We start from the raw sequence: 20,303 nt of genomic DNA, 5'->3' as shown, positions 1-20,303 counted from the left end.
CGTTGCCGGAGGGCCAAGCGGTTTACAGCAGGATGGTGCGGATGTCCGCCAGCAGGCTGCTCAGACGCTGGGTGAAGCGTGCGGCAGCGGCGCCGTTGATCACACGGTGATCGTAGGACAGCGACAGTGGCAGCATCAGTTTCGGCTGGAAGGCTTTGCCGTCCCAGACTGGCTGGATGGTTGCCTTGGAAACACCGAGGATCGCCACTTCCGGCGCGTTGACGATCGGCGTGAAGCCGGTGCCGCCAATGTGGCCGAGGCTGGAAATGGTGAAGCAGGCGCCCTGCATGTCGTCAGCGGTGAGCTTCTTGTCGCGGGCCTTGGCGGCCAGCGCAGCGGCTTCGGCTGCCAGTTGCAGCAGGCTCTTCTGGTCGACGTTCTTGATGACCGGTACCAGCAGGCCATCCGGGGTGTCGACGGCGAAGCCGATGTTCACGTACTTCTTGCGGATGATCGCCTTGCCGCTTGGAGCCAGCGAACTGTTGAAGTCCGGCAGTTCCTTGAGCATGTGTGCGCAGGACTTGAGCAGCAGCGGCAGAATGGTCAGCTTGACGCCAGCCTTCTCTGCAACGGCTTTCTGAGCGATACGGAATGCTTCCAGCTCGGTGATATCAGCCGAATCGAACTGAGTCACGTGCGGGATGTTCAGCCAGCTGCGGTGCAGGCTCGACGCGCCGATCTGCATCAGGCGAGTCATCGGCACTTCTTCGATTTCGCCGAAACGGCTGAAGTCGACGACCGGAATCGGCGGGATGCCCGCGCCACCGGTTGCGCCAGCAGCAGCGGCCGGAGCTTCCTTGGCCTTCTGCATCATGGCTTTGACGTAAGTCTGCACGTCTTCTTTCAGGATGCGACCGTGCGGACCGCTGGCGCCAACAGCGCTCAGCTCGACGCCGAACTCGCGAGCCAGTTGACGCACGGCAGGGCCGGCGTGAACTTTCGCACCAGGCTTGGCTGGAGCAGCAACTGGAGCGGCAGCAGGTGCAGGTGCAGCGGCAGCCGGAGCAGCAGCGGCTGGCGCAGGAGCGCTCGGAGCGGCAGCGGCAGGTGCCGGGGCAGCAGCCGGAGCGGCGCCTTTGACTTTCAGCTTGAGGATCAGGTCGCCAGTGCCGACTTCGTCGTCCAGCTTGATGGAAATGCTTTCCACCACGCCAGCGGCAGGCGACGGGATTTCCATGCTCGCCTTGTCGGATTCCAGAGTGATCAGCGACTGGTCGGCTTCAACGCTGTCGCCAGCCTTGACCAACACTTCGATGATCTTGGCCTTGCCGGCCGAACCGATGTCCGGAACGTGGATGTCCTGAACGCTGTCGGCAACCGGTGCGGCAGGTGCAGCAGCCGGAGCCGGCGCAGCGGCAGCGGCTGGAGCAGCAGCCTGGGCCGGAGCGGCCGCAGCAGGGGCCGCAGCACCCGCCACTTCCAGATCCAGGATCAGGTCGCCAGTGCCGACTTCGTCGTTCAACTTGACGCTGATGGCCTTGACCACGCCAGCGGCAGGCGACGGGATTTCCATGCTCGCCTTGTCGGATTCCAGGGTGATCAGCGACTGATCAGCCTCGACCTTGTCGCCGACCTTGACCTGGATCTCGATGATCTGGGCCTTGCCCGACGAACCGATGTCCGGCACGTGCACTTGCTGAACCGAAGCAGCAGCAGGTGCAGCGGCTGGCGCGACAGCAGCAGGTGCAGCGGCTGGCGCGACAGCAGCAGGAGCGGCAGCCGGTTTGGCTTCAGCCTTGGCGGCAGGAGCAGCAGCCGGAGCAGGGGCCGCTTGCGCGGCGCCCTCGACTTCCAGCTCCAGTAGTTCGTCGCCTTCTTTCAGGCGATCGCCCAGCTTCACTTTCAGGCTCTTGATGACGCCGGCCTTCGGGGCCGGCACTTCCATGCTGGCCTTGTCCGATTCCAGAGTCAGGATGCTCTGGTCGGCTTCGATACGGTCGCCGACCTTCACAAACAGTTCGATTACTTCACCTTCACCGCTGCCGATGTCAGGTACGCGAATGAGTTCGCTCACAGAGTTTCTCCTCAGCAGTCCAGTGGGTTGCGTTTTTCCGGGTCGATACCGAACTTGGTGATGGCCTCGGCCACGACTTTAGGTTCGATATCACCACGGTCAGCCAGTGCTTCCAGGGCTGCCAACACCACGAAATGACGGTCGACTTCGAAGAAATGACGCAGTTTCTTGCGGCTGTCGCTGCGGCCGAAACCGTCGGTGCCCAGGACTTTGAATTCCTTGGACGGTACCCACTGACGGATCTGCTCGGCGAACAGTTTCATGTAGTCGGTAGAGGCGATGACCGGACCCTTACGGCCGCTCAGGCACTCTTCGACGTAGCTGCGCTTAGGCTTCTGGCCTGGTTTCAGACGGTTGCTGCGCTCTACGGCCAGGCCGTCGCGACGCAGTTCGTTGAAGCTGGTGACGCTCCACACGTCGGCACCGACGTTGAACTCTTCACGCAGGATCTTCGCCGCTTCACGGACTTCACGCAGGATGGTGCCGGAGCCCATCAGCTGTACGTGGTGCGCCGCTTCGCGGGTGTCTTCTTCCAGCAGGTACATGCCTTTCTTGATGCCTTCTTCGGCACCGGCCGGCATGGCTGGCTGCTGGTAGGACTCGTTCATCACGGTGATGTAATAGAAGATGTCCTGTTGCTCTTCGGTCATCTTCTTCATGCCGTCCTGAATGATCACCGCCAGCTCGTAGCCGTAGGTCGGATCGTAGGTGCGGCAGTTCGGGATGGTGGCAGCCAGCAGGTGGCTGTGACCGTCTTCGTGCTGCAGGCCTTCACCGTTCAGGGTGGTACGGCCGGCGGTGCCGCCGATCAGGAAGCCACGGGTGCGGCTGTCGCCGGCAGCCCAGGCCAGATCGCCGATACGCTGGAAGCCGAACATCGAGTAGAAGATGTAGAACGGCAGCATTGGCTGGTTGTGGCTGGAGTACGAAGTACCGGCCGCGATGAAGGAGCTCATGGCGCCCGCTTCGTTGATGCCTTCTTCAAGGATCTGACCTTTCTGGTCTTCCTTGTAGAACATCACCTGGTCTTTATCGACTGGCTCGTAGAGCTGGCCGACGGACGAGTAGATGCCCAGCTGACGGAACATGCCTTCCATACCGAAGGTACGGGCTTCGTCCGGGATGATCGGAACGATGCGCGGGCCGATTTCCTTGTCCTTGACCAGTTGCGCGAGGATCCGCACGAACGCCATGGTGGTGGAAATTTCACGGTCGCCGGAACCGTCGAGGATTGCCTTGAGGGTATCCAGATCCGGGGTCGGTACGCTGAAGCTCTGTGCGCGACGCTGAGGGACGAAACCGCCCAGTGCAGTGCGACGCTCGGCCAGGTAACGGGCTTCGGCGCTGTTTGGCTCCGGCTTGAAGAACGGCAGGTTTTCCAGCTCTTCGTCTTTCACCGGGATGTCGAAGCGGTCGCGGAACAGCTTCAGGCTGTCGACGTCGACTTTCTTGGTGTTGTGCGCGGTGTTTTTCGCTTCGCCCGCACCGGTGCCGTAACCCTTGATGGTCTTGGCCAGGATGACGGTCGGTTGTTCTTTGTGGTTGACCGCTTCGTGGTACGCCGCGTAGACCTTGTACGGGTCGTGGCCGCCACGGTTGAGTTTCCAGATCTCGTCGTCGGACAGGTCTGCAACCATCGCCTTGAGTTCAGGCGTGTTGAAGAAGTGTTCGCGAACGAACGCGCCGTCTTTGGCTTTGTAGTTCTGGTACTCGCCGTCGATGACTTCGTCCATGCGACGTTGCAGGATGCCGTCGACGTCCTTGGCCAGCAGTGGGTCCCAGAAACGGCCCCAGATGACTTTGGTCACGTTCCACTGAGCACCGCGGAACACGCCTTCGAGTTCCTGGATGATCTTGCCGTTGCCGCGAACCGGGCCGTCGAGGCGCTGCAGGTTGCAGTTGATGACGAAGATCAGGTTGTCCAGCTTCTCGCGGCCGGCCAGGGAGATTGCGCCCAGGGATTCCGGCTCGTCGCACTCGCCATCGCCCAGGAAGCACCAGACTTTCTGTTTGCCCGGCTGGATGAAGCCGCGGTGTTCCAGGTACTTCATGAAGCGAGCCTGGTAGATCGCCTGGATCGGGCCCAGACCCATCGATACAGTCGGGAACTGCCAGAAGTCAGGCATCAGCCAAGGGTGCGGATAGGACGACAGGCCCTGACCGTCGACTTCCTGGCGGAAGTTGTTCATCTGGTCTTCGGTGATGCGGCCTTCCATGAACGCACGGGCGTAGACGCCTGGCGAGGTGTGGCCCTGGAAGTAGATCAGGTCGCCGCCGTGTTCGTCGGTCGGGGCCTGGAAGAAGTAGTTGAAGCCGATGTCGTACAGGGTCGCGCTGGAGGCGAAGCTGGAGATGTGACCGCCCAGGTCAGAATCTTTCAGGTTCGTACGCATTACCATGGCCATCGCGTTCCAGCGTACCAGCGAGCGAATGCGGCGTTCCATGAACAGGTCGCCAGGCATGCGTGCTTCGTGGGTAACGGGAATCGTGTTGCGGTAAGGCGTGGTGATGGCGTAAGGCAGTTGCGAGCCGCTGCGGGTCGCGAGTTCGCCCATACGGGTCATCAGATAGTGAGCACGGTCTTCGCCTTCTTTGTCGAGAACCGATTCCAGGGCGTCCAGCCATTCCTGGGTTTCGACGGGATCGAGGTCTTGCATGGCTTGCTCCAGGGCGGAAAGGCTTCCAGAATCGGTTGCCTGAGTTTGCGACTGGCCTTGTGGGCAGACGATTTAAAATTCTTGGATTGCCGACAGGTTGTTCCGGCGGCGTGTAGTTTTACTACAAATCATCCGGCATTTCAGCCTTTCGAATGTATAGACGAGTAGTAAAACTACAGATGAAAGGCTTGTGGCCTCCGACTGCGTTGTGAGAATAATCGTTAAGGTTGCTCTTTAGCCATCCGAAAAAGGTGAAAGTTTGATGCTGGCTGCCAAAGAAAAAGAAATTTCAGCTATTTCTCACTTTTGTTCGACAGTCCTTCGCGTAGCGGTTTTTCAATCATCACTACAAGCGGCCATTTACACGCCGATCAAGGATAGACCATGACCCTGCCCGCGCTTGCCGAACTGCCCGCCATTCTCCTGCCGTTGGTCAGCCGATCCGAGCAGTCGTTCCGTACGGCCGTCGCTCAGCTTCAAGACGATCTTGGCTTCTCCACCTGGACCCCGGAGCGCTGGGCGCAGTTCGCCCGTGTCACCGCCGCCAGCGATTTCGTGATTGAACAGAGCGTTCGTGACCCTTTGATGTTGCTGTCGCTGGTGCAGTCCGGCGAGCTCGATCGGCCGTTCGCCCCCGGCGAGTTGTGTGGGCAGATTGCGGCGGCGGTCAGCACCGCGCAGAGCGAGGATGAGCTGGGTCGCGTCCTGCGTCGTCAGCGCGCCCGGCATCAGGTGCGGATCATCTGGCGCGACCTGACTCGCCAGGCCGATCTGGTGCAGACCTGCCGCGACCTCTCGGACATGGCCGACGCCAGCATCGACCAGGCCTATCAATGGCTGTACAGCCGCCATTGCGAACAATTCGGCACGCCGACCGGCCGGCGCAGTGGCGAACCGCAGCAAATGGTCATCCTCGGCATGGGCAAGCTCGGCGCGGTCGAGCTGAACCTGTCGTCGGACATCGACCTGATCTTCGCCTACCCCGAGGGCGGCGAAACCGTCGGCGTGAAGCGCGCGCTGGATAACCAGGAATTCTTCATTCGTCTCGGCCAGCGCCTGATCAAGGCCCTCGACCCGATGACCGTCGACGGCTTTGTGTTCCGCGTCGACATGCGCCTGCGCCCGTACGGCTCGTCCGGCGCGCTGGTGCTGAGCTTCAATGCGCTGGAGCAGTATTACCAGGATCAGGGCCGTGACTGGGAGCGCTACGCGATGATCAAGTCGCGGGTGGTGGCCGGCGATCAGGTGGCCGGGGCGCAGTTGCAGGAAATGCTGCGGCCGTTCGTTTACCGGCGCTATCTGGATTTCTCGGCGATCGAAGCGCTGCGCACCATGAAGCAACTGATCCAGCAGGAAGTCCGGCGCAAGGGCATGGCCGACAACATCAAGCTTGGCTCCGGTGGTATCCGTGAAGTCGAATTCATCGCCCAGGCCTTTCAGTTGATTCATGGCGGTCGCGATCTGAGCCTGCAACAGCGGCCTCTATTAAAGGTGTTGAGCACGCTGGAAGGGCAGGGTTATCTGCCGCCGGCAGTGATCAGCGAATTGCGTGAAGGTTATGAATTCCTGCGCTACACCGAACACGCGATCCAAGCGATTGCCGATCGGCAGACCCAGATGCTGCCGGACAGCCAGCAGGATCAGGCCCGCATCGCCTTCATGCTCGGTTTCGCCGACTGGGACGCCTTCCATGAAAAGCTGATGTTCTGGCGTGGCCGGGTGGCTTGGCATTTTGCTCAGGTCATCGCCGATCCCGATGAGGAAGAAGGCGCCGACTGCGAAGTGGTGGTCGGCGGTGAATGGCTGCCGCTGTGGGAAGAGGCTCAGGATGAAGAAGCCGCTTGCCGCCAACTGGAAGAGGGCGGTTTCGCCGATGCCACCAAAGCCTTGAAAGCGCTGGCCGGTCTGCGCAGCAGTCCGCAGCTGCGGGCGATGCAGCGTCTGGGGCGTGAACGCCTCGACGCCTTTATTCCGCGCCTGCTCGCCCAGGCGGTGGAGCATGACAACCCGGATCTGGTGCTTGAACGGGTTCTGCCGCTGGTCGAAGCGGTGGCCCGGCGTTCGGCTTATTTAGTGTTGCTGACGGAAAACCCCGGCGCGCTGCGTCGCTTGCTGACCCTGTGCGCCGCGAGTCCGTGGATCGCCGAGCAGATCACCCGTTTCCCGCTGCTGCTGGATGAGTTGCTCAACGAAGGTCGCCTGTTCAAGCCGCCCTTGGCGCCGGAACTGGCCGCCGAATTGCGCGAGCGCCTGACCCGGATCCCCGAGGACGACCTCGAACAGCAGATGGAAGCCCTGCGCCATTTCAAACTGGCGCATCGCTTGCGCGTCGCCGCGTCGGAAATCGCCGGCAGCCTGCCGTTGATGAAAGTCAGCGATTACCTGACCTGGCTCGCGGAAGCGATTCTGGAACAAGTGCTGGCCCTGGCCTGGCGCCAGACCGTGGCCAAGTACGGCACGCCGCTGCGCACCGACGGCACGTTGTGCGATCCCGGCTTCATCATTGTCGGTTATGGGAAAGTCGGCGGGATCGAGTTGGGGCATGGTTCGGACCTGGATCTGGTGTTCATCCATGACGGCGATCCACAGGCAGAAACCGACGGGGCGAAGCCTATTGATGGTGCGCAGTTCTTTACCCGGCTCGGCCAGCGGATCATTCACTTGCTGACGGCGCAGACCAACTCCGGCCAGCTCTATGAAGTGGACATGCGCCTGCGGCCGTCCGGTGCGTCGGGGCTGTTGGTCAGTTCGTTGGGGGCATTTGCCCGCTATCAAGAAAATGAAGCCTGGACGTGGGAGCATCAGGCTCTGGTGCGGGCGCGGGTGCTGGTGGGCAGTCAGGATGTCGGCCAGGCGTTCGAGAAAGTACGGGCTCAGGTGCTGGGCAAGGCGCGGGATCTGGCGAAACTGCAACAGGAAGTGAGCGAGATGCGCGCCAAGATGCGCGATAACCTCGGCAGCAAGAGCACCGCCGCCGGTACCGGGGCGAATGCCTTCGATGCCACGGCGCCGTTCGACCTCAAGCAGGACGCCGGAGGTATCGTCGATATTGAATTTATGGTGCAATACGCGGCCCTGGCGTGGTCGCAGACCCACCCGCCGTTGCTGCGCTGGACGGACAATATCCGCATTCTGGAAGAGCTGGAACACGAGGGGCTGATGCCCGTCGAAGACGCCAGCCTGTTGCGCGAGGCCTATAAGGCCTATCGTTCCGCCGCCCACCGGCAGGCCTTGCAGAAGGATGCCGGGGTGATACCGGGCGATCAGTTCGCGGACGAACGGCGGCAGGTGATGCGGATCTGGCGCGAGCTGGGGCTAAGCTGATTCTCGAGACGGGGAGGCGTAAAGCCTCCCCGGTTCGTTTTTGGAAACCACATGAATATTCTGATCGTTGGGCCCAGTTGGGTCGGTGACATGGTGATGGCGCAGACACTGTTTCAGTGTCTCAAGCAGCGCCACCCGCAGTGCGAAATCGACGTGCTGGCCCCCGAGTGGAGCCGGCCGATCCTTGAGCGCATGCCCGAAGTGCGCAAGGCCTTGAGCTTTCCGCTCGGCCACGGCGCGCTGGAGCTGGCGACCCGCCGGCGGATCGGCAAATCCCTGGCCGGCCAGTACGACCAGGCGATCCTGCTGCCGAACTCGCTGAAGTCGGCGTTGGTGCCGTTCTTCGCCGGCATCCCGAAACGCACCGGCTGGCGCGGCGAATTCCGCTACGGCCTGCTCAATGACGTGCGCACGCTGGATAAAGAACGCTATCCGCTGATGATCGAGCGCTTCATGGCCTTGGCCTACGAGCCGAACGCCGAGCTGCCGAAACCGTATCCGCGCCCGAGCCTGCAGATCGACCCGGTGACCCGCGAGGCGGCGCTGGCCAAGTTCGGTCTGACCCTCGATCGCCCGGTGCTGGTGTTGTGCCCCGGTGCCGAATTCGGCGAAGCCAAACGCTGGCCGTCCGAGCATTACGCCAAGGTCGCCGAAGCGCGTATCCGCGAAGGCTGGCAAGTCTGGCTGTTCGGCTCGAAGAACGATCACGCGGTGGGCGAAGACATCCGCGCGCGGCTGATTCCGGGCCTGCGTGAAGAGTCCGTGAACCTCAGTGGCGGTACTTCGCTGGCCGAAGCCATCGACCTGATGTCCTGCGCCGACTCTGTGGTTTCCAACGATTCCGGTCTGATGCACGTTGCTGCAGCGCTGAACCGTCCGTTGGTGGCGGTCTACGGTTCGACTTCGCCGGGTTTCACCCCGCCGTTGGCCGAGCATGTGGAAATCGTCCGTCTGGGCCTCGATTGCAGCCCTTGCTTTGATCGCACTTGCCGTTTCGGCCATTACAACTGCCTGCGCCAGCTGATGCCGGACGCGGTCAACGATGCCTTGCAGCGTTTGCAGGGCTCTGTGGTCGAGGTCCATTAAGTTGCGGGTATTGCTGATCAAGACTTCATCGCTGGGCGACGTGATTCATGCGTTGCCGGCGCTGACCGACGCCGCCCGGGCGATTCCCGGGATCAAATTCGACTGGGTGGTGGAAGAAGGCTTTGCCGAAATCCCGACCTGGCACCCGGCCGTGGGCAAGGTGATTCCGGTGGCGATTCGCCGCTGGCGCAAGAATCTCTGGAAAACCATCACCAGCGGCGAGTGGAAGCGCTTCAAGCAATCCGTTCGGGCGAACAAATATGACCTGGTGATCGATGCTCAAGGCCTGCTGAAAAGCGCCTGGCTGACTCGCTACGTCAAAGCCCCGGTGGCCGGTCTCGACAAGGGCTCGGCCCGCGAGCCGATCGCTGCGCGCTTTTATGACCGCAAACTGGCGGTGGCCCGTGGTCAGCACGCCGTTGAGCGCGTGCGTCAGTTGTTCGCTATCGCCTTGGGCTACGACTTGCCCAAAGGCCTCGGTGATTACGGTCTCAACGTCGAGCGTCTGGTCGAGCTGCCACGCAAGAATGCTTACGTGGTGTTTTTGCACGGCACCACCTGGGACACCAAACACTGGCCGGAAAGCTATTGGCGTGAGCTGACCGAGCGGGTCGGCTACCTCGGCGTGGGGATCAAGCTGCCGTGGGGCAACCCGCTGGAGAAGGCCCGTGCCGAGCGCATCGCTGCCGGCTTCAAGCATGCCGAAGTGCTGCCGAAGCTCAACCTGGCCGGGGTCGGCAAGGTGCTGGCCGGCGCCCAGGCCTGTGTCGCGGTGGACACCGGTCTCGGCCATCTCGCTGCGGCACTGGATGTGCCGACGATTTCGCTGTTCGGCCCGACCAATCCGGGCCTGACCGGCGCCTACGGCAAGCTGCAGATTCACCTCGGCAGCGATTTCCCGTGCGCGCCGTGCCTGCAAAAGAAATGTACGTATCAACCGACCGCGCAGGATGCCCGTCAGTTTGACCTGAAACGCGAGTTGCCTTTGTGCTTCACGCGTCTGAATCCCGAGCGTGTCGCCAGCCGACTGAGCACGTTGTTGATGGCTGAGGAGCTGCGTTGATGCAATTGGCATTTGTCCTTTACAAGTATTTCCCGTTCGGTGGTTTGCAGCGCGACTTCATGCGCATCGCCCTCGAATGCCAGAAGCGTGGCCACAAGATTCGCGTCTACACCCTGATCTGGGAAGGCGACGTGCCGCCCGGTTTCGAAGTGCTGGTGGCGCCGGTCAAGGCGTTCTTCAACCATCGCCGCAACGAGAAACTCAGCGCGTGGATGGAAGCGGACCTGGCCAAGCGCCCGGTGGATCGCCTGATCGGCTTCAACAAGATGCCGGGGCTGGACGTCTACTACGCCGCCGACGGCTGCTTCGAGGACAAGGCGCAGAACCTGCGCAATTCGCTGTATCGCCGTTGGGGGCGCTATCGCCACTTCGCCGAGTACGAGCGCGCGGTGTTCGCCAAAGACGCGAAGACTGAAGTGTTGATGATCTCCGAAGTGCAGCAGCCGCTGTTCATCAAGCATTACGACACGCCGCTCGAGCGCTTCCACCTGCTGCCGCCGGGCATCGCCCAGGATCGTCGGCGTCCGGCGGATGCCGACGAAATTCGCGCCGGTTTCCGCGCCGAATTCAACCTCAAGGACGACGAACTGTTGCTGGTGCAGATCGGCTCCGGGTTCAAGACCAAGGGCGTCGATCGCAGCCTGAAGGCGCTGGCCGCATTGCCCGCCGAACTGAAGAAACGCACCCGGCTGTTTGTAATCGGCCAGGATGACCCCAAATTGTTCCAGATGCAGAGTGCAACATTGGGTCTGGGCGACAACGTGACGTTCCTCAAGGGGCGCAGCGATATCCCGCGTTTCCTGCTCGGCGCCGATCTGTTGATCCACCCGGCGTACAACGAGAACACCGGTACGGTATTGCTTGAAGCGCTGGTCGCCGGGTTGCCGGTGCTGGTCAGCGCGGTCTGCGGCTACGCCCATTACATTGCCGAGGCCGAGGCCGATGCCGGGCGCGTGCTGGACGAGCCGTTCGATCAGGCGCAACTGACGCAATACCTGACTGACATGTTGAACGACGACGCTGCACGGGCGGCCTGGAGCCGCAACGGTCTGGCTTTCGCCGAGACGGCCGACCTCTACAGCATGCCGCAGCACGCGGCCGATGTGATTCTGGCGGAGCACGCATAAATGAAGTTGATGCTGGCTGAACCGTTCAAGAGCCTCTGGGCCGGCCGCGATGCGTTCGCGGAAGTCGAGGGCTTGCAGGGCGAGGTGTACCGCGAGCTGGAAGCCCGCAGGACTTTGCGCACGGAAGTCGACGGCAACGGATTTTTCGTCAAGATCCACCGAGGCATCGGCTGGGGCGAGATTTTCAAGAACCTGCTGACTGCCAAGTTGCCGGTGCTTGGCGCGGGCCAGGAATGGAAGGCTATCCAGCGTCTGCAGGAAGTCGGTGTGCCGACCATGACCGCCGTCGCGTACGGCGAGAAGGGCAGCAACCCGGCGGACCAGCATTCGTTCATCGTCACCGAAGAACTGGCGCCGACCATCAGCCTCGAAGACTTCAGCATCGACTGGGTCAAGCAGCCGCCGCAGCCAAAGCTCAAGCGCGCGCTGATCGCCGAAGTTGCACGCATGACGGGGATGATGCACCGCGCGGGGGTCAACCACCGCGACTGCTACATCTGCCACTTCCTGCTGCACACCGACAAACCGGTCACCCCGGAAGATTTCAAACTCTCGGTGATCGACCTGCACCGGGCCCAGACTCGCCCGGCGATCACTCAGCGCTGGCGCAACAAGGATCTGGCGGCGCTGTATTTCTCCGCGCTGGACATCGGCCTGACCCGTCGCGACAAGCTGCGCTTTCTCAAGGGTTACTTCCAGCAACCGCTGCGCCAGATCCTGGCGGAAGAAGCGCCGTTGCTGAGCTGGCTCGAAGGCAAGGCCAACAAACTCTACGAGCGCAAGTTGCGCTACGGGGATGCGCTCTGATGGCGGGTTGGAATCTTGAACCCGAGTACAGCGACCTCGCAGCGGATTTTGGCAGCCTTGAAGCGGTATTCGCGCTTGAAGGCGAGCGTCTGACCCGCGACCCGCTGTCCGAAGTCATCCGCGTGCAGCGCAACGGTGTCAATTACTACGTCAAACGCTACGTCGGCGCCGGCAAGGGCTTGCGCCGTTACCTCGGCAAGCCGCGGGTGAAGATGGAGTGGCAGAACCTCAAGCGTTTCGCCAAGTGGGGCATTCCCACCGCCGAAGTGGTGGCCTGGGGCCTGGAGCGCAATGGCATGGCCTACGATCGCGGGGCGATGATCACCCGCGAACTGCCGCGTACCGAGGATCTCTCGGCACTGGCCGAGCGCAACGACCCCAAGCTGAAGAATCATAGCTGGGTTGACGGCATCAGTCGGCAGTTGGCCGTTTACACCCGGACAATGCACGACCATCGCTTCACCCATAACGATCTGAAGTGGCGCAACCTGCTGATCGACGATCAGGCGCGGCTGTTTCTGATCGACTGCCCGAACGGCGATTTCTGGCGCGGTTTCTGGCTCAAATACCGGATTACCAAGGACCTGGCCTGTCTCGACAAGGTTGCCAAATATCACCTGTCGAACACCCAGCGCCTGCGCTTCTACCTGCAATACCGCCAGCGTGACCGGCTCAATGCCGCCGACAAGAAACGGATTCGCCACGTGGTGAGATTTTTCGAGGGACGCGAATGACTGATTTTCTGGCCGCTGAAGACCGTACGCTACTGGAGCGCCACGGCCTCGGCACGTTCGACGCGTTGTGGGACAAGCAACTCGATGCGGTGGATGAACCGAACACCGACGGCGGCGGCTGGAGCAGTGTGTTCCGGCTCGAACTCGAAGGCCACGGTTACTACCTCAAGCGTCAGAGCAACTACCTGACCCGCACCCTGCACGCGCCGTTTGGCGAGCCGACGTTCGCCCGGGAGTTTCGCAACATCAGCCGTTACAACCAGCTCGGCATTCCGGCGCTGCAAGCGGCGTTTTTCGGCCAGCGCAAAGTCAACGGCGAAGTGCGCGCGATCCTGCTGACCCGAGCCCTCGACGGTTGGGATGATCTGGATTCGTTGCTGCAGCGCTGGTCTAGCCTGGAAGTCACGCAGCATTCGGCGATTCTCAAGGCCTGCGGCCAGCTGGCGCGGCGCCTGCACGGTGTACGTCAGGTGCACGGCTGCTTCTATCCCAAGCACATTTTCCTGCGTGCCGAGGGTGCCGGGTATCAGGCGCAACTGATCGACCTGGAAAAGACCCGGCCCCTGCTGTTCGGCCAGCGTGATCGGGTCAAGGACCTTGAGCCGCTGCTGCGTCGCGCTCCGGAGTGGAGTGATGCCCAGTTGCGCGAGTTGCTGGCGGCGTATCTCGATCAGTCGGTCGACAGTTCACTGGTCGATAGCTGGGTCACGCGGCTGACCGCGCGGCGCAGTCGCAAGGAGACGCGCTGATGCAGTTGTCCGACCTGAAAAACGCCGGGCGTACACCGAGCTTGCCGCTGACGGTTTCGTTGGCCGATGCGGCGGGTGCCGCCGATTTGCAGTTGCTCAGCCTGTTGCGGGTGTTGCCGGGGCAGCGCTATGTCGGTGCCGGCGTGTGGCGCGGGCGTCCGGTGTTGGCCAAATTGCTGGTTGGCAGCAAGGCTGCACGGCATTTTCAGCGTGAACTGGAAGGGGTGAAACTGCTCGCCGCCCAAGGCATGACCACACCGTTACTGCTGGCCGATGGCCTGAAGGACGGCGAGGGTGGCTGGCTGCTGTTCGAGTTCCTTGAAGGTTCCGAAAGCCTCGGTGATGCCTGGAACAAGGTCGAGTCCTTGCCGGTGCTGGCCGACGAACAGTCGGCGGTGCTGGCCGAAGCCCTCGGCGCCATTGGCCAATTGCACGGCAAAGGCCTGTGGCAGGAGGACCTGCACCTGGACAACCTGCTGCGCCACGGCGATCAGTTGTACCTGATCGATGGCGCCGGTATCTGTGCGGAAAACGCCGGTCAGCCGTTGTCCCGGCAGAAAGTGCTGGAAAACCTCGGGGTGTTTTTCGCCCAGTTGCCCAAGTCGCTCGAGCCGTTCACTGAAGAGCTGCTGGTGTATTACCTGCTGAGCAACAGCGAACACGCATTGCCGCTGGAGGCCTTGCAGAAACAGATCGACAAGGTGCGCGCCTGGCGGTTGAAGGATTTCCTGATCAAGGTCGGTCGTGAATGCACGTTGTTCAGCGTGCGACGCGGAGCCTTTGGCCTGCGTTCGATCCGTCGCGAGGAAGAACCCGCGATGCTGCCGGTGCTGGAGCAGGCCGATGCCTTGCTCGATCAGGGGCACCTGTACAAGACCGGCGGCGCGGCCAGCGTCGGCAAGGTCGAAGTCGCCGGGCGTCCGCTGGTGATCAAGCGTTACAACATCAAGAACTTTGCCCATTGGCTCAAGCGCTTCTGGCGCCCGAGCCGCGCCTGGCACTCCTGGCGCGAAGGCAATCGCCTGGCGTTTCTCGGCATTGCTACGCCGAAGCCGCTGGCGGTGCTGGAAACGCGCTTCTTTTGGTTGCGCAGCAAGGCGTACCTGATCACCGAGTACCTGGCCGGGCCGGACATCATCGAGCGTTTTGCACCGTACGTTGAAAGCGGCGAAGCGCCGGAAGCCGAGTTGCAGGCGCTGGATCAGTTGTTTGCGCGGTTGATTGCCGAGCGCATCAGTCACGGCGATTTCAAGGGCCACAACCTGTTCTGGCACGAGGATCGCTGGGCGCTGATCGATCTGGATTCGATGTGCCAGCACGGCTCGGCGGGCAGCTTTGCTCCGGCTTATGCCAAGGATCGTGCGCGGTTCATGCGCAACTGGCCTGAGAGCAGTGCGCTGTACCAGGTGATTGATCAGCGTTTGCCCAAGGATGCATCGGGCGCTGCGTGATTTCTTTCGCAAGCCGGTAAGACGTTTCTGCAATAAAAATCGGGTAAGGCATGTGGTGACAAATCCTTGTGACTTGTCCTACGGCCTTCCCGTAACCCATGAACTGCCCCGCATAAAGCCCCGATGCTAGTTTGCCCCGACGTTCCCGGAGGGCAAACCTTGACCATCAAAACGGCTATCACCATTGGCGCATTTTCCCTGGCGCTATCCGGCTGCGGCACCGCCGTCACCGTGTTGCAGGACGACGAGGACGCCACGCGCGGCCTGCGCAAACAGAAAACCTACTGCCAGTCCATTCCGCGCATCTACAGCGGCCTCGCCCACGACTTCTGCCTGCTGCACGCGCCGCCCGACCCCACCGGCATTCTGGTGCCGGTCGTCCTGCTCGACCTGACCCTGTCCGGCGTCTTCGACACGGCTTGCCTGCCTTATACGATCTATCGTCAGGCGGTGGACGGGAATATCAGTGTTTATTGGCGGCCAGGTCGGGGGTAATTACCTTGCCCCCAACCAGTGAATACAGCGATGTCATCGTTTATGTCGATGAGAGCGGTGATCATGGAATGCAAACACTGGATCCCAACTATCCAGTTTTCGTGCTCGCGTTTTGTGCGTTTCATAAAAGGCATTATTGCGAGAAGGTCATTCCGGCCCTGCAGAAATTCAAGTTCACCCATATGGGACACGATCTGATCGGTCTGCATGAGCTCGAAATTCGTAAAGAAAAAGGAGCGTTTTCTGGCCTCTTCATGTCGAGAGAGCACAAGAATGCTTTTCTTGAGGAGCTGACTTGCATCATTGAAGCCAGCAACTTCGTTCTGATCAGTTGCGTCGTAGACAAGGCTTCCCTTCGCGAGAAACAAGGCACGGGACACAATCCTTATCACCTCGCGCTCGGCTTTTGTCTGGAAACGCTCTATGAGTTTTTGCAGGAGAAGAATCAACAAGGGGCACTGACGCACGTGATTTTCGAGCGCCGAGGAAAGCGAGAGGATAACGAGCTTGAATTGGAGTTTCGCAGGATGTGTGGTGGGGCGAATCGATGGGGTATTCAACTGCCGTTTGACATCGTTTTTGCAACCAAGCAGGTGAACTCCACCGGCTTGCAGCTAGCCGATCTTGTTGCGAGGCCCATTGGCATGAGCTTTTTGAGGGCGGGTCAGGGAAACCGTGCTTTTGACGTGCTCAAGCGCAAATTCTATTGCAGCGGAGGGCGGAGCAAAGTTGGAGAGGGTTTCGAGAATTGGGGTTTGAAGCTTTTCCCATCCCCAGAAAGCGAAAAGCCCCGATGATCTCACCGAGGCATTAGCGCCGACCGGGATCTCCCAGTCCATTTGCGCTGGAGTCTATGTCGATGCTACTCGAGTGTCAACGCACTGGCCGGCCAGTTCCGCTAGAGGTTTGTCGGCGCTTTTAAGCTATAATCCCGCCCTTTAGCTGTCTCTCGCCCGGTGCGAGGGCACATCATTTTTCAAGGCGCATCGCGCCTGAATGCAGACTAAAGAGGCTAGACCCCTGTGGCATTGACGATTCTTGGCCTGTCCGGCGCCCTTAGCCATGATCCTTCAGCAGCCTTGTACATCGACGGCAAGCTGGTCGCGGCGGCTGAGGAAGAGCGCTTCGTACGCGATAAACATGCAAAGAACCGCATGCCCTACGAATCGGCGAAGTTCTGCCTGGAGCAGGCTGGCATCAAGCCGTCCGACGTTGACGTGGTAGCGATTCCGTTCGCCCCGATCAGCATTTTCGGCAAGGCCCGCTGGCAGTACGCCAAGCGTTACTGGTACGCCCCGGACCGTGCACTCGACGCGATCCTGATGGGTAACCGCCGCTACAAGCGCTATCGCAACAAGATCGTCTGGTGCCTGGAGCAACTGGGCTTCGATCCGAAGAAAATCAAGATCGAACCGGTCGAACACCACCTGGCCCACGCCTCCAGCGCCTACCACTGCTCGGGTTTCAAAGAGAAAACCGCGATCCTCGGCATCGACGGCAAGGGCGAGTACGCCACGACCTTCTTCGGTTATGGCGAAAACGGCAAGATCCACAAGATCAAGGAATTCTTCGATCCGGACTCTCTCGGCGGTCTGTACGGCGCGATCACCGAGTTCCTCGGTTTCGACATGCTGGACGGTGAGTTCAAGGTCATGGGCATGGCGCCGTACGGCGACGCCAGCAAATACGATTTCTCGCGCCTGGCCTCGTTCGAGAACGGCGAGCTGGTGATCAACACCGACTACGCCAACGTGATCGGCCTGCGTCGCTATAAAGAGAAGGGCAAGGGTTACTACTTCTCGCCGAAGCTGATCGAGTGGCTGGGTCCGAAGCGCGAAGGCGACATCGCCGACGAGCCGTACATCCACTACGCCGCCAGCATTCAAGCGCTGTTCGAAAAAATTGCGCTGCAGATGATCGACTACTACCTGGGCGACGTGCTCAAGGAAACCGGCAAACTGGCTTACGCCGGTGGCTGTGCGTTGAACGTCAAGCTCAACCAGAAAATCATCGCCCGCGACGACGTCAAGGAACTGTTCGTGCAGCCTGCATCCGGCGACGCCGGCACCGCAGTCGGCGCAGCGGCCTATGTGTCCAACGCCCGTGGCGTACCGGTCGAGAAGATGGAACACGTCTACCTCGGCCCGTCGTACAGCAACGAAGACGTGATCGCCGCGTGCGCCCGTCACGAGAACAAGCCGACCTGGCGCAAGCTCGACAACATGCCGGAGCAGATCGCCAAAATCATGGTCGATGGCAACCCGGTGGCCTGGTTCCAGGGCCGCATGGAGTTCGGTCCGCGTGCACTGGGTGGTCGTTCGATCATCGGTTGTCCGAGCGTCGCTGGCGTGGCTGACCGCATCAACCACCAGATCAAGTTCCGCGAGCGCTGGAGGCCTTTCTGCCCGTCGATGCTCGACACCGTTGCGCCGCAGATGATCAAGATCGATCACCCGGCGCCGTTCATGACCTTCACCTTCGAAGTGGCGGAAGAGTGGAAGACCCGCGTGCCGGAAGTCGTCCACGAAGACGGTACTTCCCGGGCCCAGGTGCTCAAGCGCGAATACAACCCGCGCTACTACGACATGATGAAGGCGCTTGAAGTGCTGACCGGCAACGGCGTGTCCCTGAACACCTCGCTCAACCGCCGTGGTGAACCGATGATCTGCTCGCCGACCGATGCCCTGAACATGTTCTTCGGCTCCGATCTGCAGTACCTGATCATGGAAGACATCCTGGTGGTCAAAGAAGGCGCAAACGCTTATGACACGCTCGGCTGAACGCCATGTGCTGCAGTTCTGCCACGGCTATGACGGGCCGTTCCTGGACTGCGCGCGGCAGTACGCCAGCCTGTTCGCGGGCACCGGTTATCGGGTCACCACGGTCTTTCTGACCGGGGCGGCCGATAGCGAGGTGGCTGCGGCCTGCGCCTCCGACGAAGTGTTGTTCATGGAATACAGCTCCAAGGCCATTCGTGGCCTGAAGCTGGGCGCCATCGGCGATCTGCGCAAGATCGCCGCTTCACGCAATTTCAGTTTCTGCATCGCCCATCGCTTCAAGCCGATCTACATCGCCTTGCTCGGCACTTCGCTGCCGGTGATTGGCGTGCACCACGCGTTTGGCGATTACAAACGCGGCACGCGCAAGCTGTTCGCGCACATTTTCCGCAAGCGCCTGAGCCTGCTCGGCGTGTCCGACGCGGTGCGCGACGACATGCGCCGCTGCCTGCCGAAATGGCCGGCGACGCGCATCCAGACCCTCTACAACCGTATCGATGTTTCGGCGTTGCAGATGAGTCAGGTGTCCGCCCGTGAAGCCCGCGAGACCCTCGGTCTTTCAGCGGATGCGTTCATTGTCGGCAACGTCGGTCGCCTGCACCCGGACAAGGATCAGGCCACGCTGCTGCACGGTTTTGCCGCGGCGCTGCCGGGTCTGCCGGCCAACAGCCAACTGGTGATTCTCGGCAAGGGGCGTCTTGAGGATGATCTGAAGGCGCTGGCCCGCGAACTGGGCGTCGGTGATCGCGTGCTGTTTCTCGGTCAGGTGCCGGACGCGCGCAATTATTTCCGTGCATTCGATGTGTTTGCCCTGAGTTCCGACCACGAACCGTTCGGCATGGTGCTGCTGGAGGCCATGGCCGCTGGCGTGCCGTTGTTGGCGACTGCGTGCGGCGGGGCGAAGGAAGTGGTCGAAGGCGTGGGCATTCTGTTCCCGCTGGGTGATGCCGAACATCTGGCCCAGGGCCTGAAACATCTGGCCGGCATGGACGAGCAGCAACGCCGTCAATGCGCCGAGATGATGTTCGATCGCCTGCGCGAGCGCTTCTCCGACCGCGCCGTACGCGACACCTTCTGGCATTTGCCGCAAGTTACCGATCTGGCACCGAGGGGCTGATGCTCAACCGATTTCAAGGCTGGCGCGAACGTGGCTGGTCGCCCGTTGACGCCTCAACTTATGCACAGGCCTGGCAGCGTTTTGGCGGCAGCGTCGCGACTCATCCGCTGGTCGTCGAGCGTCTGGCGGATCTGGCCGGCATCCCGGTGCGCTATCTGGCCTGGGAGCAGCAGGGCGAAGTCAAAGCGGCGATCCCGACCTGGGGCCGCGATCTGGCCTTGTCCAAGGACGTGCTCAAGCGCAACGGCAAGAAAGGCCTGTTCGACCTCGGCAACGCCGAGCTGATCCTGCCGGCCGCCGTCGATGCCCAGGCCCCGCTGCGCCATCGCGGGCGCTACCTGTCGGCGCTCAATGAAAACCGCTTCAGCGGTCTCAAGTTGCAGACCGAACAACTGGCCATGGCCCGCACCCCGGAAGAACTGTCGAAGAAGTTTCGCTACAACCAGCGTCGTGAGTTGCGCCTGCTTGAAGAGGCGGGCGGTGTCGTACGGCCGGTCAGCGAGTTCACGAGTGCGGAACTGGCAGCCATTTATTGCGACCTGTTCCAGCGTCGCTGGGGATTCCCGGCCACTGGCGCGGCACGCATGGCCGAGGTCATCGAGTTGTTGCGCGAGCTGTTGATCGGTTCGGTGATCTTCCTCAACGATGCGCCGATCGCCATTCAACTGGTGTATCGCGTCGAAGCGCCGGAGTGGATCAGCGTCGAATACATCAACGGCGGCGTCGACCCCGAAACCCGTGAATTCAGCCCCGGCAGTGTCTTGAGCTTCCTCAATACGCAATCGGCGTGGGAGCACGCCCGGGCGCTGAACAAGCCGCTACGCTTTTCCTTCGGTCGTGCCGACCGTGAATACAAGGATCGCTGGTGCAATCCTGTGCCGGTCTTCACCGTATGAGTCAGC

General features: G+C 61.4%; 16 protein-coding genes. 14 read left to right on the top strand and 2 right to left on the bottom strand.

The genetic code is table 11. The features are described from left to right. Positions 1–22: 22 nt before the first annotated feature. Both aceF and aceE read right to left on the bottom strand, forming a co-directional pair. The gene (gene aceF, locus AC07N4_RS19990) at positions 23–2,014 is read right to left on the bottom strand and encodes a dihydrolipoyllysine-residue acetyltransferase (protein ID WP_493065830.1); all 1,992 of its coding nucleotides are present in this window, start codon (positions 2,012–2,014) and stop codon (positions 23–25) included. 11 nt (positions 2,015–2,025) lie between these two features. Next, a complete protein-coding gene (gene aceE / locus AC07N4_RS19985; RefSeq protein WP_096819872.1) occupies positions 2,026–4,671 on the bottom strand; it encodes a pyruvate dehydrogenase (acetyl-transferring), homodimeric type in 2,646 nt (881 codons plus the stop codon). Between the two features lie 262 nt (positions 4,672–4,933). Between aceE and AC07N4_RS19980 the strand changes: the two genes are divergently transcribed. The 14 genes from AC07N4_RS19980 to AC07N4_RS19915 all read left to right on the top strand — a co-directional run bounded on the left by AC07N4_RS19980 (position 4,934) and on the right by AC07N4_RS19915 (position 20,297). Then, positions 4,934–5,059 (top strand): hypothetical protein, encoded by a 126-nt coding sequence (locus AC07N4_RS19980; RefSeq protein ID WP_255261909.1) that lies wholly within the window; start codon positions 4,934–4,936, stop codon positions 5,057–5,059. Beyond that, complete coding sequence (glnE, locus tag AC07N4_RS19975; RefSeq protein WP_493065829.1) at positions 5,056–7,995, top strand: bifunctional [glutamate--ammonia ligase]-adenylyl-L-tyrosine phosphorylase/[glutamate--ammonia-ligase] adenylyltransferase; 2,940 nt, start codon at positions 5,056–5,058, stop codon at positions 7,993–7,995. Before AC07N4_RS19980 ends, glnE begins: the two co-directional genes overlap by 4 nt. A 51-nt stretch (positions 7,996–8,046) precedes the next feature. After that, a complete protein-coding gene (gene waaF, locus AC07N4_RS19970; protein ID WP_039766536.1) occupies positions 8,047–9,081 on the top strand; it encodes a lipopolysaccharide heptosyltransferase II in 1,035 nt (344 codons plus the stop codon). 1 nt (position 9,082) lies between these two features. Next, entirely contained in the window at positions 9,083–10,144 is a 1,062-nt protein-coding gene (gene waaC, locus AC07N4_RS19965; RefSeq protein WP_085711109.1) for a lipopolysaccharide heptosyltransferase I, read from the top strand. Continuing rightward, a complete protein-coding gene (locus AC07N4_RS19960) occupies positions 10,144–11,271 on the top strand; it encodes a glycosyltransferase family 4 protein (RefSeq protein ID WP_493065828.1) in 1,128 nt (375 codons plus the stop codon). Before waaC ends, AC07N4_RS19960 begins: the two co-directional genes overlap by 1 nt. Next, the gene (gene rfaP, locus AC07N4_RS19955; protein WP_096819869.1) at positions 11,272–12,078 is read left to right on the top strand and encodes a lipopolysaccharide core heptose(I) kinase RfaP; all 807 of its coding nucleotides are present in this window, start codon (positions 11,272–11,274) and stop codon (positions 12,076–12,078) included. Continuing rightward, complete coding sequence (locus AC07N4_RS19950) at positions 12,078–12,812, top strand: lipopolysaccharide kinase InaA family protein (RefSeq protein WP_493065827.1); 735 nt, start codon at positions 12,078–12,080, stop codon at positions 12,810–12,812. Before rfaP ends, AC07N4_RS19950 begins: the two co-directional genes overlap by 1 nt. Then, a complete protein-coding gene (locus AC07N4_RS19945) occupies positions 12,809–13,561 on the top strand; it encodes a lipopolysaccharide kinase InaA family protein (RefSeq protein WP_493065826.1) in 753 nt (250 codons plus the stop codon). Before AC07N4_RS19950 ends, AC07N4_RS19945 begins: the two co-directional genes overlap by 4 nt. Beyond that, positions 13,561–15,012: a lipopolysaccharide kinase InaA family protein gene (locus AC07N4_RS19940; RefSeq protein WP_493065825.1), complete on the top strand. Its 1,452-nt coding sequence runs from the start codon at positions 13,561–13,563 to the stop codon at positions 15,010–15,012. Before AC07N4_RS19945 ends, AC07N4_RS19940 begins: the two co-directional genes overlap by 1 nt. 159 nt (positions 15,013–15,171) lie before the next feature. Beyond that, on the top strand, positions 15,172–15,507 hold the full coding sequence (locus tag AC07N4_RS19935; RefSeq protein ID WP_493065824.1) for a YceK/YidQ family lipoprotein: 336 nt from the start codon (positions 15,172–15,174) through the stop codon (positions 15,505–15,507). Between the two features lie 5 nt (positions 15,508–15,512). Further along, entirely contained in the window at positions 15,513–16,304 is a 792-nt protein-coding gene (locus AC07N4_RS19930) for a DUF3800 domain-containing protein (RefSeq protein WP_493065823.1), read from the top strand. Between the two features lie 225 nt (positions 16,305–16,529). Next, on the top strand, positions 16,530–18,287 hold the full coding sequence (locus tag AC07N4_RS19925) for a carbamoyltransferase family protein (RefSeq protein WP_007952261.1): 1,758 nt from the start codon (positions 16,530–16,532) through the stop codon (positions 18,285–18,287). Further along, complete coding sequence (locus tag AC07N4_RS19920; RefSeq protein WP_096819863.1) at positions 18,271–19,401, top strand: glycosyltransferase; 1,131 nt, start codon at positions 18,271–18,273, stop codon at positions 19,399–19,401. Before AC07N4_RS19925 ends, AC07N4_RS19920 begins: the two co-directional genes overlap by 17 nt. Beyond that, positions 19,401–20,297, top strand: a complete 897-nt coding sequence (locus AC07N4_RS19915) for an antimicrobial resistance protein Mig-14 (RefSeq protein ID WP_096819862.1) — start codon at positions 19,401–19,403, stop codon at positions 20,295–20,297. The genes AC07N4_RS19920 and AC07N4_RS19915 overlap by 1 nt, the downstream gene beginning before the upstream one ends. The last annotated feature ends 6 nt before the right edge of the window (positions 20,298–20,303 follow it).

The sequence above is a fragment of the Pseudomonas sp. GW821-FHT09E04 genome, from assembly GCF_059416185.1.
Note: the sequence above shows the minus strand (reverse complement) of the source record. Positions and strands in the feature narration are given on the sequence as shown.

Coding starts and splice junctions, on each gene's coding strand:
- AC07N4_RS19950 (WP_493065827.1), top strand. CDS start 12,078: ATGGCGGGTTGGAATCTTGAACCCGAGTACAGCGACCTCGCAGCGGAT.
- aceE (WP_096819872.1), bottom strand. CDS start 4,671: ATGCAAGACCTCGATCCCGTCGAAACCCAGGAATGGCTGGACGCCCTG.
- AC07N4_RS19945 (WP_493065826.1), top strand. CDS start 12,809: ATGACTGATTTTCTGGCCGCTGAAGACCGTACGCTACTGGAGCGCCAC.
- AC07N4_RS19920 (WP_096819863.1), top strand. CDS start 18,271: ATGACACGCTCGGCTGAACGCCATGTGCTGCAGTTCTGCCACGGCTAT.
- AC07N4_RS19980 (WP_255261909.1), top strand. CDS start 4,934: ATGCTGGCTGCCAAAGAAAAAGAAATTTCAGCTATTTCTCACTTTTGT.
- glnE (WP_493065829.1), top strand. CDS start 5,056: ATGACCCTGCCCGCGCTTGCCGAACTGCCCGCCATTCTCCTGCCGTTG.
- rfaP (WP_096819869.1), top strand. CDS start 11,272: ATGAAGTTGATGCTGGCTGAACCGTTCAAGAGCCTCTGGGCCGGCCGC.
- waaF (WP_039766536.1), top strand. CDS start 8,047: ATGAATATTCTGATCGTTGGGCCCAGTTGGGTCGGTGACATGGTGATG.
- AC07N4_RS19960 (WP_493065828.1), top strand. CDS start 10,144: ATGCAATTGGCATTTGTCCTTTACAAGTATTTCCCGTTCGGTGGTTTG.
- AC07N4_RS19940 (WP_493065825.1), top strand. CDS start 13,561: ATGCAGTTGTCCGACCTGAAAAACGCCGGGCGTACACCGAGCTTGCCG.
- AC07N4_RS19915 (WP_096819862.1), top strand. CDS start 19,401: ATGCTCAACCGATTTCAAGGCTGGCGCGAACGTGGCTGGTCGCCCGTT.